We start from the raw sequence: 15,834 nt of genomic DNA, 5'->3' as shown, positions 1-15,834 counted from the left end.
AAATGAAACACATATCCATATTTATATTAACCTTATTTACGGCCTTTTCTTTTGCACAAGAAAAAGAGCAATTAATGGCGTTAAAAAAAGCCAATAATTATGTGTACGAAGGCAATACTTTGGCTAACGAAGACGATTTTGTTTCGGCTGAAATGGCATACAGAAAAGCCATATCGGAACAACCAACGAGTGTTGCGGGCATATACAATTTAGGAAATTCGTATTACAAAAAAGGCAATTATGAGGAAGCTTTATTCCGCCATCAGCAAGCGGCCGAAAATGCAGCATCTAAAGCTGAAAAACACAAAGCATTTCATAATATTGGCAATATTTTAATGCAGAACAAAAAGTGTAAAGAAGCCGTTGAAGCCTATAAAAGCGCATTGCGAAATAACCCTGCCGATGATGAAACACGTTATAATTTAGGATTGGCAAAAGAATGTGCAGAACAGCAAAAAGACCAGCAAGACGAAAATAAAGACGACGAAAACAAGGATAACAAGGACGAGAACAAAGACGAGCAAAACCAAGATAAAAAAGATAACGAAGGCGACAATAAAGAAGACAACAAAGACGAAGGCGATAAGGATAAAAAAGAAGGCGACGATAAAAAAGATGACGAAGGCAAGCCTAAAGACGAGAAAGAAGATAAAGGCAAAGGTGATGACGACAAGAAAAAAGAACAGCAAAAGCCAAAGCCGCAACCCGGACAATTATCGCCACAGCAAATAAAAAGTTTATTGGAGGCCATGAATAACCAAGAAAAAAAGGTGCAAGAAAAAATGAATGCCGAAAAGCAAAAAGGCATCAAAATAAAAACCGAAAAAGATTGGTAAAAAAGTTGGAAGTTTGAAGACCGAAGCTATAAGATTAATTCTGTTTTAGTTTGCAGTTTCCTGCAAGGTTTTAAAAACCTTGTGGGTCTTTTAAAAAAAAAAGACGTTGAAAGAATTAAAGAAATATTAGATCATTTTTGTCATTCCTGCGTAGGCAGGAATCCATTTTGAAAAGATAAATGAAACTTAAAAAACACATATCCATTTTAATACTCATGCTTGTTACAAGCTTTGCCTTTTCGCAGGTAAAATTTGAAGCCAAGGTTAGTAAAAAGAAATTAGGCGTAAACGAGCGTTTACGTGTCGATTTTGAAATGAATCAAGATGGCGACAATTTTAACCCACCAAGTTTTACCGGGTTTACGGTTGTTGGCGGTCCAAACCAATCGGTAAGTAATTCGTGGATTAACGGCGTTCGATCATATAAAAAAACATACAGCTATTTTTTAGCGCCCAAAAAACAGGGTAATTTCACCATTAATCAAGCCACCATTTCCGTTGATGATGAAACCTATAAAACCTTACCCGTAAAAATTGTGGTTACGGCCGCGGTTGATAAACCCAAAGACCCCAACGACCCAAATTATGTGGCCTCAGAAAACATTCATTTAGTTGCAGAAATTTCGAAAACTAATCCGTATTTAAACGAAGCCATTACGGTAGTTTACAAGTTGTATGTTGCACCAAATACGGGCGTAGATAATTGGCGAGAAATTGATAGCCCAAGATATAACGATTTTTGGAGTCAGAACATAGATATGAAAGGACAAAAAGTCCAAAATGGCACCTATAAAGGCGAAGATTATCGATTTTTAGTGTTGCGTAAAACCGTACTCTATCCGCAGAAAACAGGAAAATTAAATATTGAGCCCTTAAGTCTGGATATCACGGTTCAAGTACCCACCAATAGACGCGATATTTTTGGAAGCCGAATCATGTCTCGTGCTCACCGAACGGTTTCTGCCGGTAGTAAAACCATTCATGTTAAACCTTTACCAGAAAAAGGAAAACCAGTAGATTTTACGGGAGCAGTGGGTGATTTTAGATTTAATGTATCGGCATCAAAAACCGAATTGGATGCTTCAGAATCGCTTCAAGTTAAAGTTGGTATAAGCGGAAAAGGTAACCTGAAATTATTTAAATTACCTAAGGTATCGCTACCCAGTTCCTTGGAAGTTTACGAACCAGAACACACCGAAAATGTTAAAACAAACTTGTCCGGCATGCAAGGTAGCATCTCCGATAATTACACGGTTGTACCGCAGTATAAAGGGAAATACCCCATACCCAGTATTTCATTTTCATATTTCGATTTAAAGACAGAAAGTTATAAAAGATTATCATCTGAAGAAATTATAATCGATGTTTTAGAAGGACCGCTTAATAACGATTCAAACTCAAATACAACACATGCTAATGTAGGGAAGCAGCGTGTTGTTTTAAACAACGACCAATTTGCATTTATAAAAACAAACACAAACTTTGCGCCTATAAAATCGACGTATTTCTTTAAAACGCCATTGTTTTGGAGTGCTTTATTGTTGCCATTTTTAGCCATTCCGTTGGCCATAATTATCAGAAAGAAAAAGGCAACTCGAGATGCCGATGTTTACGGAAACCGAATACGAAAAGCCGATAGACTGGCCAAGAAATATTTGGGCAATGCTAAAAAAGCATTGGGTAATAAAGAAGCCTTTTATATTGCCTTAGAAAAAGCGTTACACAATTATTTGAAAGCCAAATTACATATAGAAACGAGCGATTTAAGTAAAGATAAAGTGATTGATTTGCTTAAAGACAAACAGGTAGACGACGTTGTAATTTCAGATTTCGTAAGCATTATTGAAAACTGCGAATTGGCACGCTATACTCCAATTACCAATGTAGAAATGCAGCAAGATTATGAGAAGGCAGCAAAAACCATTTCGTTAATTGATAAACAAGCACGTTAAAATGAAGCAAGCCATATACATTTTAGCCTTTTTATTTAGCACCTTTGCTTTTACTCAAAACAACCTACTTTTTGAGCAAGCAAATACTTTATACAATCAAGGGAAATATGCCGAAGCCATAGATAAATACACCGTTATTTTAGAAACCGGTAACCACTCAAGCGAACTGTATTTTAACCTAGCCAATGCGCATTACAAATTAAACAACATAGCGCCAAGTATTTACTTTTACGAAAAAGCATTACTGTTATCGCCTCATGATGAAGAGATAAAAAACAACATGGCTTTTGCTAAAAACATGACCATTGATGCCATTGATGTTGTTCCAGAAACGGGCATATCAAAATTCATAAAAAGTACCACAAACATGATGGCTTACGATGCTTGGGCAAAAACATCGGTTGCTTTTGTACTGTGTTTTGTCATTCTATTTTTAATCTATTATTTTGCGTATTCAACAATTAACAAACGTCTTGCTTTTATTGGTAGTTTAACCAGTTTGTTTTTAATGTGTGTTGCTTTAGCGTTTGCTTTTCATAAATTTAATATGGATAAAAAGAATAAACCGGCCATTGTTTTTGCGCAGGAAAGCAAAGTAAAAAGCGAACCAAATTCTAGAAGCGAAGAATCTTTTAGACTGCACGAAGGCACTAAAGTTCAGGTTTTAGATACGGTGAACCAATGGAAAAAAATAAAATTAGCCGATGGTAAAACGGGATGGATTTCATCCAACGATATTAAATTGTTGAATGATTTTTAGTTTTTATAAAACAAAATAAAATTAAAAAAGATTATATTTGCGCCCATAAAAGTATCATTTGAATGTCAAAAAATAGAATATCAATATTTTTTTCAATAATTTTCATAGCGTTTATAGCTGCACCAACGGTTATAACCATAGTTGATGATAGCGTTGATGTTTCTATAATTTTCTCGACTGCTGAAGAAGAGGAAAAAGGATTCAAAATTGTATTTTCAAATGAAAAAGCTAACGAATCCGACTTGGCTTTTACTTCCTCAGAAAACAATTTAGGGTATTACTTTAAAAATTATCCTAAACCACACTTAAATCTTATTTCACCACCTCCCGAGTTTATTTCATAGTTTTTTAATTCAGAACAATACACTGTTCAAAACAAATAACCATGGCAATCACTATCGTATGGTATTGATAATAGCCACGGTATTCAAAATATTTACTAAAAAGTAAATCAATTATAAAAAACAATGAAAAACTTTTTTTCAAATTTAAAAGGTGATGCCTTTGGTGGTATTACCGCAGGAATTGTAGCATTGCCCTTAGCCTTAGCCTTTGGTGTCTCCTCAGGTTTAGGACCAACAGCCGGATTGTACGGTGCCATTTTTATTAGCTTTTTTGCTGCCCTTTTTGGTGGAACAAATACCCAAATATCTGGTCCAACAGCGCCCATGACGGCCGTAAGTATGGTGGTAATTGCAGGTATTATTGCTACTAACGATGGCGACCTAAATAAAGCTTTGCCTGTTATTTTAACCGTTTTTTTACTTGCAGGATTAATGCAAATTGGCTTGGGTGCTTTAGGCTTAGGCAAGTATATTAGATACATTCCGTACCCTGTAGTTTCTGGGTTTATGACTGCTATTGGGGTTATTATTTTACTTACTCAAATTTTACCGTCATTAGGCTACTATCCAAAAGAAGATATGGACTTTGTAAACGAGTTTAAACCCCAAGCACAAGAGGTTATTCTTGAAAATATTTTAAAGGAAGAAGCCGGCGAAGGTATTTTGGTCCTCGAAGATTTTAAAGAAACTATTGCACGAGCTGGAGAGGTTTCCCAGGAGGCTATTTTAAAAGAATCGCAAACACTTGCAGCCAAAGAAGCCTCTGGAGCATTGGGCGCCATTAAAGCCTTGCCTCGCGCGCTACAAAATATAAATTGGCTAGAATTGCTTTTAGCCTTAGGAACCATCTTTATAATCTACGGGTTTAAACGCATTACAAAAGCCGTTCCAAGTACATTGGTAGCCTTAATTGTAATGTCTGGAATTGCCGTTGGTTTTGGTTTAAATTATAGACCAATTGAAGAAATTCCCAGCGGTCTTCCCGTTCCTAATTTAGAAATTTTTACAACGTTTAAATTAAGCAGCATCACGCCATATATTTTTACAGCGCTCACATTGGCATTATTAGGTGCCATTGATTCGTTACTTACAAGTGTGGTTGCCGATAATATGACCAAAACAAAGCATAAACCAAATAAGGAATTAGTCGGTCAAGGTATTGGAAACAGTATTGCCGCCATATTTGGTGGAATTCCGGGTGCTGGAGCAACTATTAGAACGGTTGTAAATATTACCTCAGGCGGAAAAACAAAACTTTCGGGTATGATTGCCGGTGTTTTGCTGTTTATTATTTTACTGGGTTTAGGCCCGATAGCATCACAAATACCAGCAGCGGTTTTAGCTGGAATTTTAATTACTGTAGGTATTGGTGTGATGGATTATAAAGGCTTAAAAGCCATACCAAGTTTGCCAAAAGACATAAAATTAGGCACCTTTAAACTGAGTTCAGAAGTAGTAATCATGTTAATTGTACTGTTACTTTCAACATTCTGGAATTTAGTTTACGCCGTAGGTATCGGGTTGGTTATTGCCTCATTGATGTTTATGAAAAAAATAGGCGATTTAACGGCCGGCCGAAGCGATGTAAAAACACTAAAAGAAGAAGTTTGGAAAGACGAAATTAATTTCCCCGATCATTTAAAAGGGCAAGTGTTTATAAAACACCTAAAAGGCCCCTTGTTTTTTGGCTCGACAAGCGAATTTCAACAACTTACCTTGCAAATCCCCGATACGGCAACTTATGTTATCATGCGTTTAGGGCGCATGCAGTATATGGATCAATCGGGTTTATATGCTATGGAAGACATGCTGCAAGATTTAAAAAAGAAAAATATTGAGGTTCTTTTTGTGGGCTTATTGAAGCAACCTCGATATATGATGGAACGTATCGATATTATCCCAGACTTTATTCCGGAAGCACATATTTTCCCTAAATTTGATGACTGTGTGAAATGGATCAAACAACATATTAACGAAAAAAACGATAAATAATGGATTTAACAAAAGTATTTGAGAACAACAAAAATTGGATAAAAAACAAACTCAATGTTCAAGACAACTATTTTGAAGAACTCGGTAAAGGCCAAGAGCCAGACCTTTTATATATAGGATGCAGCGATAGTAGAGTTACTGCCGAAGATTTAATGGGACTTGGTCCGGGTGATGTTTTTGTACACCGCAACATAGCCAATATGGTTATAAGTATAGACTTAAGTGTTATGTCGGTTGTTAATTATGCTGTAGATCATTTAAAAGTGAAGCAAATTGTAGTTTGTGGGCATTATGCCTGCGGCGGTGTAAAAGCAGCTATGCAATCGGCAGATTTAGGTATTTTAAACCCCTGGTTACGTAACATTCGAGACGTGTATAGATTGCACAAAGACGAATTAAATGCCATAGAAGATGAAGATAAAAAATACGACAGGCTTGTAGAGCTTAATGTGCAAGAACAATGTGTTAACCTAATTAAAACAGCAGCCGTACAAAGAGCTTACAGAGATAGAGGCCTGCAAGTACATGGTTGGGTATTTGATGTAAGCACCGGAAAACTGATTGATTTGAAGATTGACTTCGAAAAATATTTAACTGATATTATGGAAATTTATCATTTAGATTAAAGTAAAGAGGCTGTTTAAAAGGTCATTTTCAATGTATTTTGTCAGGTTGAGTTTGTCGAAACCTATCGTGAGTATTAATAAGATTAAAACCCGTTGTGCATTTTGAAAAAATTTTGTCAATTCGAGTGAATTTTACGATTGGAATGAGTAAAATTTGTATCGAGAATAAGAATTTTAACTTGAAAATGATTCTCGATACAATTTTTCGTGCCTCAAAATCACTCGAATTGACATATTGATATTTTTTCCATTCAAAATGCACAACGGGTAAGATTAAATATTTCGACCAACCCAATCTGATATGGATTTAGACTTTTTACGCAGCCTCTTTTTTATTACTTACTTAAATAGGTTTAATCCAAAGTAAATGTTTCCATTTTTCTTTTTCGCGCATTATCAAACCAATGTTAATGGCAAATAAAACACCCGTTTGTACAAGCTCTTCAATATCATCGGGTTCTAAAAACAAATGAAATAAAAAAATGTGCAAGGTTATTGGCAACAAAAACAGAGCACCAATAAACCCTGTGCCTTGAATCATTAAAAGCAATCCGAACAATAATTCGCAAATGCCTAAAACTTGCCAAAAATAGCCCGTTTGTTTTGCGCCACTTATATAAAGGATTTTTTGCAAGGTATTAACTTTTTCGGCTGCTGTGAATTTTTGAGCTTTTTCTACAACTTCAATGGGTTCGGGCATGGGTTTGTTGAATTTTTGAATCCCTCCATAAATCATAAATCCTCCTAAAAAAAGACGACATACAATAAATAATATGCTCATTGATTTTTTCATATTTAAAAAGTAGTTAGGTCCGCATTAGGTTGAAAAACATAGCTGAAAGTGTAGTAAGGCGTTTCATCAGTATATGCATCAGGATTTGCCGGAGCATCTTTATAATAGCTTAAAATTTCAACTTTGGCATAAAGCCCGTTGTAGGTTTTAAACACCAATATTTTTCCGGGGGTTGGCGTAATTAAATGTGTTGGAGGACCCGCATAAGTGTACCAGCTATTGCCGCTTCCAGTTGAAATGGCGTAACCAGTATCGGAATCTTGTTCAAATAAAGAGGTGTCTACACTTGTTACAGAAGCCATGGTGCCATTGGTAATATACACCGCCGCGTTTCCTGTTCGATTGGGCTCATCGGTTGTACCCAAAGTGGTGCCACCATTTACAATAATTGAAGTGCCTCTAAAGGCAATATCCCAATCGGTATCGCTCGTTGTTGTTTGTCCTGTTGCAAAATTAAACTTGGTAAACGCTCCTGAAACGGGTTGCCCTTGGCCGCCGGTTTGTGGGGCGTGTAAATTGGAAACGGTTTCAGATTCTACCTCCAATAATGGCTTAGCATCGTCATCGCTACAAGATGTGAAACCAATAAATAATGTGAATAAAATGGCGAGTTGTTTGGTTTTAATAATGTTCATAGTGTTTATGTATTTAAAATTGAATATTTAATTTTCCGTATATAATTCTGCCAGCAATATTGCTGATGTTTTGGCTGTCTGTAAAATTGAATAGATTATCAATGCCGAAACCTAATTGGTAGTTTTTATAAATGGTTTTGTTTATGGCAAAATCGATTATGGTGTAGCCATCAACAAAATCGTCATAAGCATCTAAATAGGTGTTTCCGTTGGTGTCGAACAAGCCGTATTTACTTCGATATGTTCCTCTAATATTGGTATCTAAATCCCATTGAGGAATATTATAAAACAGCTTTAAGTTGGCCATGTGCCGCGAGCGATTGTACAACCCAAAATAATCCTGTTTTTTAAGTTGAAACGATGGCGAACTGGGATTTGCTCGGGCAAAAACCTGTCCGTTTTTAAAAGCTTTTTCGGCCGTTTTATCTTTGGCAAATAATAATTGGTAACCGCCCGATATTTTAATTTGATTTCCGGGTTTCCAAGTGGTATTAAATTCCAATCCTTGTGTATAAACCTGATTAACATTGTAATAGCTAAATACATTTTGCCCGTTGGTTTTAGTTGCAATAACACGGGTATCAATTAAATCGTCAATATGATTTCTAAACAGATTCATTTCCAATTTAATGGCAGCCGATAATTTATAATCAAGCCCCACATTGATGCTTATGGAATTTTCTGGATGCAATTCGGCTTCAAATTCTGAAATAGGAACTATAATATTTGCTATTTCTCCTTGCGATTCTAACTCGGGAATGGTTGTAGAAACAGCATTGTATCCTAAAATTGTGTAACCAACCGTGGCATTGGTAAAATTAAAATACAGCTGCCTAAAATCTGGTGCCTTAAAACCGTAACCCACCGAACTTTTTACAGCAAACTTATCGCTTATCTCATAGCGCATCGCTACCTTTGGGCTAAACTGCGATTTGTATTTGTTATGACTATCAAAACGTGCGCCCAAAATAAGGTTGATTTTTTTGGTTAAATCGCCATCATATTGTAGGTAAACGTATGGCGAATTAAACTCGGGTTGCGCCGTAAAATCGGTTCTATTTAAAGTTTCGTGATTAAGCCCCAACCCGCCAATAAAGTTATGAGCATCGTTTAGCTTATAAGTGCCTCGAATTTCAGGACGTATTAATAATTGATTGTAGTAACTATCGCTAAATCTGCTGCCGTTTTCGTCATCTAAAAAATCTTTTGCCTTATACTGTGTGGTATAAAATTCAAAATAACTGCTCCATTTTTCAGAATAGGTATGGCTTAATTTTAAATGTGAACTCCATTCGTTAATATCGCTTTCGCCTTTTAAGGTTGATGATGCCTTGTAATCTTGATTCTGGGTAAAATATTTAGTCGAGATAAATAGGTTGGTCGCCTCAGAAAAATTATAAGTTATTTTGGCATTTAATGTGTAATTTTCAAATGGTTCAACCGTGTTTAAATCATCATTTTTATTCAAATCGTAGCCGTCGCTACGGTATCTATTAAAAAAAACACCCGCTTTAAGTTTCTTGTTTTTATAATTAATCGTGGTGCTTAAATCGTTGGTATTAAACGTGCCCATTCTATAATTTACAGCGCCTTTAAATCCTGTTTTTGGTGTGTCGGTAATAATATTTATAACACCACCAAGCGCATCGCTACCGTACAAACTAGACGATGCGCCTTTAACGATTTCTATTTGTTTAATGTTCCCAACGGTAATTCTACTAAGGTCTAAAGTACCAGCCGATCGACCCACAAGCGGTACTCCATCAACCATAATTAAGGTGTATTGCGCGTCTAAACCTTGGAGCTGAATCCCTTCGCCGCCGTCAAAATCCGGTACGGTAATCAGTCCGGTTTGCTCGTTTAAAATATCGCTTAACCGTATGGAGTTAGAACGCTTTATATCTTTTTTCGAAACGATTTGAGCCGGCATCGGTAACGACGATAACTGCCTAATGGTTCGTGTAGCCGTAATAATAACCTCGTCTAAATTTTCAGTTTTAGTTGAATCGTTTAAAAGGTTTGTCGATTCTTGGGAAACCGAATAACTGAGAAAAAAAAGCGAAAAATAAATGCAAAAATATTTTTTATTTAGAATCATTCTTGATTAAATTTGTCGCAAATATATAGGTTATTTTTATTCAGTCTAAATAAGAATAAATAATTTTTCAATTTTTTTTAATCATAAAAAACAAACCATTTAAAATGAAACGATTAACACTTTTACCATTATTACTTTTAACATTTTCTCTAGTAACATATGGACAAACCAAAAAAGAAAAAGACCAAAAAGCGATAAAAGATATGTGCGGTTGCTATGAAATAAAGTTTAAATATGCCGAAACATTTTCACCGAATATTGCCTACGAAAAAGCCTACGATTACAGAGCGCACGCCTTAGAATGGGCAGAATTAATAACCGATAAAGATGATGAAATAAGCATACAACACTTGTTGGTTGTAAACGATACCATGGTTATAAAACATTGGCGACAAGATTGGCAGTTTCAAAACCAAAATGTATTTGATTACACAGCTAAAAACACATGGCGCGTTAAAGAGCTTCCAAAAGAGCATGTAAAAGGGCAATGGGCACAAAAAGTATATCAAGTAGATGATAGCCCACGATATTCTGGTTCCGCTACTTGGGTTCATGTTGATGGAAAACGCTTTTGGCAAAACAAAACCGATGCACCGCTGCCCAGACGTGAATATTCAAAAAGAAGTGATTACAACATCATGGCAAGAGGGAATACCGTAAAACTCACAGATTACGGTTGGCTACACGAACAAGATAACGACAAAATTATAAGGGAATCGGGTAAAGATGATGCACTTTTAGCCCAAGAAAAAGGCTACAATATTTACACAAAAGTAGCCGATGAAAAATGTAAAGTAGCCCGAGATTGGTGGAAAGAAAACAATAAAGTGTGGAAAAAAGTAAGACAGGAATGGGATAACGTTTTTGCTGAAAACAAAGAAGTTAAATTAAAAAGCAAAGTAGATGGCAAGATGCTGCATCAACATTTATTTGCCTTAGATAATAAAGCTAGCAGAAAAGATATTAGAACCATAATAAATAAGTTTTTGAATTAGTTTAGTTGAATCTTGAAGCAGCATATTTTTACCGTTTGGAAAAAATAAACACCATCTTTTTCGATAACAATATTGGAATTATTATTAAACGGAAAAGTATGCTGTTAAAGGTTTTAAAATGCCAAGAAAGACGAATAACTATTTTGGGTTTTATTGGAGTATTCGTGGAAAAACTACGCTATTTGTTATATCTGACCCCTGAAACAAGTTCAGTGTGATGAGCTAATCGTGTTAAATTTTTTGGGTTGATTTTAAGGTAATATTACAAATTCATCCAACGTTTTACAGCATCATTATAACTTCTGCCTGTGGTAATAGCTGTTGAATCTTTTAAGGTGATAATAAATCTGCTATTAAAATATTTTTGAACGTTTTTTACAAACTCCGTATTTATAATAACGCCTTTGTGCACTCTTAAAAAATACTCGGGTAATTTTTGCTCTAGTTGCGATAAGGGTTCCTCTATTAAATATTTCTCGTCTTTAGTATATAAAGCCACATAACGGTCATCGGCTTTAAAATAACTGATATCTTCTAGTTTTATAATAATGAGTGTATCGCCTTTTTTAACTGTAATTGAGGTCGTTTTTTTAGCTTCCTATTTAGACGTTAATTCCTCTAATAAAGCCAAAACATTTTGCGAGGTTGTATTGTTGCCAAACAGATTTAATTTGTTAACCGATTGTTGCAAACGCTCTAAACTGACTGGTTTTAATAAATATTCGATGCTATTGGTGTCGAACGCTTTTAAGGAATACTGATCGTAAGCCGTACAAAAAATAACGATTGGAATGGTTTTTAAACGCTTTAACAAATCAAAACCCGATACTTCTGGCATTTCAATATCCAAGAAAATAAGGTCTGGCTTTAGCACTTCAATTTTTTCTTGAGCGTCAATAGCATCTTCGGCAAGGGCGATGACTTGAAAGGTGTCCGGGAAATTTTTTAACAATTTTAGCAAGCGCTCCCGTGCTGGTGGCTCATCGTCAATAATAATGGTTTTGTATATTTTTTGCATTTTGATACAATTTTGGTATTGAAATTGAAATATGTTTTACAGGAGCATTTTCCCAATGTAAAGTAGCTTTGTCGCCATAACTTAAACGCAATAAATCGTAAACCGTTTGCAAGCCGTGGCCACTTACCAATCCAGTTGAAAAATCAGGACCGTTATCGATAACTCGAATTAATAAATTGTCGTCTTCCTGTTTAATCTCCAATACAATAAGGCCTTCGCCTCTAACTTGAGACACACCGTGTTTTATGGCGTTTTCAACCAAAGGTTGTAAAATATACATGGGTATTGCTTCATTTTCCAGCGTTTTATCAACCTCTAAAATAAACTTTAAACGCTCACCAAAGCGAATTTTCTCTATCTCTAAATAATTTTGTACCATTAAAACTTCATCCTTTACGGTACTCATTTGTTGCCCTTTTTTATTGATGGAATACCGAAACAAATTGGATAAAGACAAGGCCATTTTTTCTGTTTTCTCAGCGCTTTTATACGCCAAACCTGCAATGGAATTTAAGGCATTGTACAAAAAATGCGGATTGATGTGCGATTGTAATAATTTTAATTCCGATTGGGTGTTTGCTTCTTTTAACCGGCTTAGTTCTACGTCTTTTTCGTTTACCAAAGATTGGGAAATGTGGTTGAGGTAAATGAGTAAGCCTCTACCCAAAGCTAAAAATATAGAAATGATAAACCACGGGAAATAAGACTCCAAAAAATCTAAATTATCTGGTTTGATGTTACTATCAACTAAAAATATAAAAACTAATAGAGGTAAGTTAAACGCTGCAAAAGTAAACACCACTTTTAACAGTAATTGAAAAGAAAAATTAAACCTTAGTTTAAGGAATATTTTTTCTAAAAAATAAAGAAGTGTTGCGCTGATGATTGCTAAAATTCCAATAAATAAAAAACCAAAAATGATACTTCCACTCCAAGTAATTGGACTATTCAAAATAGTTAAATATTCATAAATCCATTTAAGGTTTATAATATGTAAAGCAATAAGTACAATTGGAAACAAGTAGCTTAAATACGCGTGTTTAAATTTTCTGTTTTGAAAAAAACTAAATAGTAAAATAAAAACAATAATCCCTAGTGCTGTAACAATACTTATTGCAAGCATCTTCATTTTTTCTTTACTCAAAAAAGAATAGGCATATTGCCATGGGTAATGGGTGTATAAATAATCTTCAAATTGGCTAATAAAATCATCAGCATAGACTTTTTGAAGTAAAAATTTATCAAACTTACCTATAAAGCCATAGTCTAAATTATTTATATCATTAAACGCTTGAACAGGAAACTCACTAAAAAACTCTTTCATGTTTTCAGTTAAAAACATTGTTTTTAATAATTCTTGTTGGATAGACATTTCACTTTTTTCATCAGTAGTTTCTTCATTAAACTCAAAATTTAAAAAAGAGTGTTTACTTCCATCTGAAGAAGTTATAAAACCTGGTGATGTTCTTCCTACGGTATTTCCATCTAAATATCTTTTTTTTGTTAAAAATCGCTCATATTGAATTGAATCATTTTTAAAACTGAGTTTTATGTAATGAAAAGGAGGGCTTATTTCTGGAGGGAAATCAAATCCAATTTTAATATTTGGTATAAGGGATTTAAGTTCATCAAAAAAAATTACTTACAATTATACTGTCATTATGAGTTGCAGATCTATCTAAATTAATTTGTACGGGTTTATCATATCCTTTTTCAAGTTTTCCATTTACATCAAACACTTTCATTTTTACATATTCCCAATTTGCAGTTTCAGGGAGTTTTGAATTATGTACACTGATTTTTATGGCTTTTTCATTTATTGATTTTTCCGACGTAATCAAAAAAGGTGTAATTATTAAAATAAGAATAAGGAGTATTAGCTTTTTCATAATGATAAATTCACTTGTTTAGACCACAAAAGAACGGTAACGGTTAGTTTTAAAAAACCAGTTTCGGGCAAACTGCAAAACAGGTGTGGTAAGTTGCATAAATTCTTATTATTAATGGGCATATAAAAGAAGCTGTCTGAAAAGCCTAATTTTATACCATATTGAGTACTTCAACGGCAATCAGCACAGGCTTTGTCGAAATGTTTTAACGTATTGATAACCAATATCGGTTTCGACAGGCTCAACCTGACTAATTAAATTCAAAAGTTTTTTCAAACAGCTTCTTAAATATGTTTAAGTTTTACACGACTTGATTAATAAGTAGCTAAAACGGCTAAATGCGTGTATTTAAAATCGCCATGGCCGTTATTAATTTTTATTTTAAAATACCTATAAGTAGTGTTTTTTGGCAAATCTATAAATTGATAGTTTTGTTGTCTTTTCAAGCTGTAATCACCTATTTTTTTCCAGTTACTATTGGTGTTACTGCCCCAAACTTCAAGGTTTTTTATTACGCCGTTTAAATTGTCCCGATTGCCAAAAACAAAACCATTTAAGGCCGTGGTTTCATTTCTGTCTAAAACAAAATAATGCGGATAATTAGGTAGGTTGTTTCTATATTCGGTATGCCAAAAGGTATTTTGGTAACCATCCAAAATATTACTAGCTAAACCATCGTTTTCTTGACTGCTTGCCTCTATAATTTTCCAGTTTGTGGGGTTTATTATTTTTTTGCTGTTAATTACCTCGATTTTTGGAATACCATTTTCAAATGCATACTCATAACTGTAGGTGTTTTGCGTTCCGTTTTCGTGGTAAAACCGAATTCTGAGTTGATATTCGCCTTCTAATTTAAAAAATTCGGATAATGCGTTTTCCACATATAAACTATCTGTACCAATAGGTTTTACGTTCCACGCTGGTGCATCATAATCTTTATTGCCTCCCGCTGGGTAAGGGTCGTGCCAAATCACAATGTCTGTAACGGGCACATCACTTTCAAAATTACCGGAAATAATAATTTTTCCACCTTCAACTTTACCTTTTAACTGTGTCAGTTTGTTTTTAGTAGGGCCATACCAGTCTGATCGAACTTGGTTACTAAACGCTTGACTGTTTGCAAATGTCGCCGCTGTAGCTCCTGTAATAAAAGTAGGCGATTTACCATAAGTGTAATTACCGGCGCCCATTAAAGCTGTACCTTTTAAATCTTTTTCACTCTTTTTTTCTTTATTGTGCGGTGCGTTTAAGCCATGGCCCAATTCGTGGTACAAGCCGCCAATCCATTTGGTTGCCAATGCGCCATATTTGCCGGATGTTCCCAGATGCTCTAGTTTCATTTCTGGGTAATCTAGTGCATAACAAAACGTACCCAAGCCATAAAAAGGCACCCCACCGGGATTTAATGGGTCTCCGGATATAGACGGTAGAATAACTAAAGTATGTTCGCTGTGTTTTTTATCAGGATTTTCTAAAAAATACGCTTGCAACTCTTTGTTTATAACAGAGCCTCCGCCTCTATACGGGTAAGTTTCTTTGCCATTTTCCGAATGTATGGTTATTATATTCACTTGGTTGTTATCTTTTAAATCCAATCCAAAAGACATTCTTCCAAAGCCTTCTTTTTCCATATAATCGGCACAATACGCTTGGAAATTCAAGAGGATATCGCTTATTCTTTTAGAATACCCAGGAACGGTATCCACGCCTTTTGGCACCCAATACACCACATTTAGTTTATTGGCTTGGTCTTTCCATTCGTTATCCGGTTTTGCAGTGTTTTTTAAATCAACTCCTGAAGTGTTATCCTTTGTTTTTTGAATGTTTTTTGGACACCCATAAAGTGTTAGTGTTGCTAGAATTATTAGCAGAATAAGATTTAGTTTTTTCATTTTA

Annotated in this window: 15 protein-coding genes; 7 read left to right on the top strand and 8 right to left on the bottom strand. The window is 34.9% G+C overall.

What is annotated here, in order from left to right; all coding sequences use genetic code 11:
• The first annotated feature begins 2 nt into the window (after positions 1-2).
• The 6 genes from RNZ46_RS07655 to RNZ46_RS07630 all read left to right on the top strand — a co-directional run bounded on the left by RNZ46_RS07655 (position 3) and on the right by RNZ46_RS07630 (position 6,510).
• The gene (locus RNZ46_RS07655; RefSeq protein ID WP_316984789.1) at positions 3-836 is read left to right on the top strand and encodes a tetratricopeptide repeat protein; all 834 of its coding nucleotides are present in this window, start codon (positions 3-5) and stop codon (positions 834-836) included.
• Between the two features lie 179 nt (positions 837-1,015).
• Complete coding sequence (locus RNZ46_RS07650; protein WP_316984788.1) at positions 1,016-2,788, top strand: BatD family protein; 1,773 nt, start codon at positions 1,016-1,018, stop codon at positions 2,786-2,788.
• Position 2,789: 1 nt separating this feature from the next.
• On the top strand, positions 2,790-3,548 hold the full coding sequence (locus RNZ46_RS07645) for a tetratricopeptide repeat protein (RefSeq protein WP_316984787.1): 759 nt from the start codon (positions 2,790-2,792) through the stop codon (positions 3,546-3,548).
• Between the two features lie 62 nt (positions 3,549-3,610).
• Positions 3,611-3,892 carry a hypothetical protein gene (locus tag RNZ46_RS07640; RefSeq protein WP_316984786.1) on the top strand — a complete coding sequence of 94 codons (282 nt, stop codon included), beginning with the start codon at positions 3,611-3,613 and terminating at the stop codon, positions 3,890-3,892.
• A 123-nt stretch (positions 3,893-4,015) separates the two neighbouring features.
• A complete protein-coding gene (locus RNZ46_RS07635; protein ID WP_316984785.1) occupies positions 4,016-5,884 on the top strand; it encodes a SulP family inorganic anion transporter in 1,869 nt (622 codons plus the stop codon).
• A complete protein-coding gene (locus RNZ46_RS07630; protein WP_316984784.1) occupies positions 5,884-6,510 on the top strand; it encodes a carbonic anhydrase in 627 nt (208 codons plus the stop codon). Before RNZ46_RS07635 ends, RNZ46_RS07630 begins: the two co-directional genes overlap by 1 nt.
• 343 nt (positions 6,511-6,853) lie before the next feature.
• Here the strand turns inward: RNZ46_RS07630 and RNZ46_RS07625 are convergent, their stop codons facing one another.
• Genes RNZ46_RS07625 through RNZ46_RS07615 form a run of 3 tightly spaced genes read right to left on the bottom strand, consistent with a single transcriptional unit; the run spans position 6,854 to position 10,036 of the window.
• Entirely contained in the window at positions 6,854-7,291 is a 438-nt protein-coding gene (locus RNZ46_RS07625; RefSeq protein WP_316984783.1) for a DoxX family membrane protein, read from the bottom strand.
• Between the two features lie 14 nt (positions 7,292-7,305).
• Positions 7,306-7,938, bottom strand: coding sequence for an HmuY family protein (locus tag RNZ46_RS07620; protein ID WP_316984782.1), 633 nt, complete (start codon positions 7,936-7,938; stop codon positions 7,306-7,308).
• A 13-nt stretch (positions 7,939-7,951) separates the two neighbouring features.
• Complete coding sequence (locus tag RNZ46_RS07615) at positions 7,952-10,036, bottom strand: TonB-dependent receptor plug domain-containing protein (protein ID WP_316984781.1); 2,085 nt, start codon at positions 10,034-10,036, stop codon at positions 7,952-7,954.
• Between the two features lie 104 nt (positions 10,037-10,140).
• On the opposite strand from RNZ46_RS07615, the gene RNZ46_RS07610 reads away from it, so the two are divergent.
• On the top strand, positions 10,141-11,031 hold the full coding sequence (locus RNZ46_RS07610) for a DUF6607 family protein (protein WP_316984780.1): 891 nt from the start codon (positions 10,141-10,143) through the stop codon (positions 11,029-11,031).
• Between the two features lie 262 nt (positions 11,032-11,293).
• On the opposite strand, the gene RNZ46_RS07605 is transcribed toward RNZ46_RS07610, so the two are convergent.
• From RNZ46_RS07605 to RNZ46_RS07585, 5 genes are all read right to left on the bottom strand, one after another.
• Positions 11,294-11,575, bottom strand: coding sequence for a LytTR family DNA-binding domain-containing protein (locus tag RNZ46_RS07605; protein WP_316984974.1), 282 nt, complete (start codon positions 11,573-11,575; stop codon positions 11,294-11,296).
• Between the two features lie 54 nt (positions 11,576-11,629).
• On the bottom strand, positions 11,630-12,049 hold the full coding sequence (locus RNZ46_RS07600) for a LytR/AlgR family response regulator transcription factor (RefSeq protein ID WP_316984779.1): 420 nt from the start codon (positions 12,047-12,049) through the stop codon (positions 11,630-11,632).
• Positions 12,018-13,421, bottom strand: coding sequence for a sensor histidine kinase (locus RNZ46_RS07595; protein WP_316984778.1), 1,404 nt, complete (start codon positions 13,419-13,421; stop codon positions 12,018-12,020). The genes RNZ46_RS07600 and RNZ46_RS07595 overlap by 32 nt, the downstream gene beginning before the upstream one ends.
• A 256-nt stretch (positions 13,422-13,677) precedes the next feature.
• Complete coding sequence (locus RNZ46_RS07590; protein WP_316984777.1) at positions 13,678-13,938, bottom strand: hypothetical protein; 261 nt, start codon at positions 13,936-13,938, stop codon at positions 13,678-13,680.
• Between the two features lie 314 nt (positions 13,939-14,252).
• Positions 14,253-15,830 carry a discoidin domain-containing protein gene (locus RNZ46_RS07585; RefSeq protein ID WP_316984776.1) on the bottom strand — a complete coding sequence of 526 codons (1,578 nt, stop codon included), beginning with the start codon at positions 15,828-15,830 and terminating at the stop codon, positions 14,253-14,255.
• Positions 15,831-15,834: the final 4 nt, after the last annotated feature.

The organism is Hwangdonia lutea, assembly GCF_032814565.1.
Classification (GTDB): domain Bacteria; phylum Bacteroidota; class Bacteroidia; order Flavobacteriales; family Flavobacteriaceae; genus Hwangdonia; species Hwangdonia lutea.
This window is presented reverse-complemented; position numbering and strand designations above follow the sequence as displayed.

Coding starts and splice junctions, on each gene's coding strand:
- RNZ46_RS07655 (WP_316984789.1), top strand. CDS start 3: ATGAAACACATATCCATATTTATATTAACCTTATTTACGGCCTTTTCT.
- RNZ46_RS07650 (WP_316984788.1), top strand. CDS start 1,016: ATGAAACTTAAAAAACACATATCCATTTTAATACTCATGCTTGTTACA.
- RNZ46_RS07645 (WP_316984787.1), top strand. CDS start 2,790: ATGAAGCAAGCCATATACATTTTAGCCTTTTTATTTAGCACCTTTGCT.
- RNZ46_RS07640 (WP_316984786.1), top strand. CDS start 3,611: ATGTCAAAAAATAGAATATCAATATTTTTTTCAATAATTTTCATAGCG.
- RNZ46_RS07635 (WP_316984785.1), top strand. CDS start 4,016: ATGAAAAACTTTTTTTCAAATTTAAAAGGTGATGCCTTTGGTGGTATT.
- RNZ46_RS07630 (WP_316984784.1), top strand. CDS start 5,884: ATGGATTTAACAAAAGTATTTGAGAACAACAAAAATTGGATAAAAAAC.
- RNZ46_RS07625 (WP_316984783.1), bottom strand. CDS start 7,291: ATGAGCATATTATTTATTGTATGTCGTCTTTTTTTAGGAGGATTTATG.
- RNZ46_RS07620 (WP_316984782.1), bottom strand. CDS start 7,938: ATGAACATTATTAAAACCAAACAACTCGCCATTTTATTCACATTATTT.
- RNZ46_RS07615 (WP_316984781.1), bottom strand. CDS start 10,036: ATGATTCTAAATAAAAAATATTTTTGCATTTATTTTTCGCTTTTTTTT.
- RNZ46_RS07610 (WP_316984780.1), top strand. CDS start 10,141: ATGAAACGATTAACACTTTTACCATTATTACTTTTAACATTTTCTCTA.
- RNZ46_RS07600 (WP_316984779.1), bottom strand. CDS start 12,049: ATGCAAAAAATATACAAAACCATTATTATTGACGATGAGCCACCAGCA.
- RNZ46_RS07595 (WP_316984778.1), bottom strand. CDS start 13,421: ATGTCTATCCAACAAGAATTATTAAAAACAATGTTTTTAACTGAAAAC.
- RNZ46_RS07590 (WP_316984777.1), bottom strand. CDS start 13,938: ATGAAAAAGCTAATACTCCTTATTCTTATTTTAATAATTACACCTTTT.
- RNZ46_RS07585 (WP_316984776.1), bottom strand. CDS start 15,830: ATGAAAAAACTAAATCTTATTCTGCTAATAATTCTAGCAACACTAACA.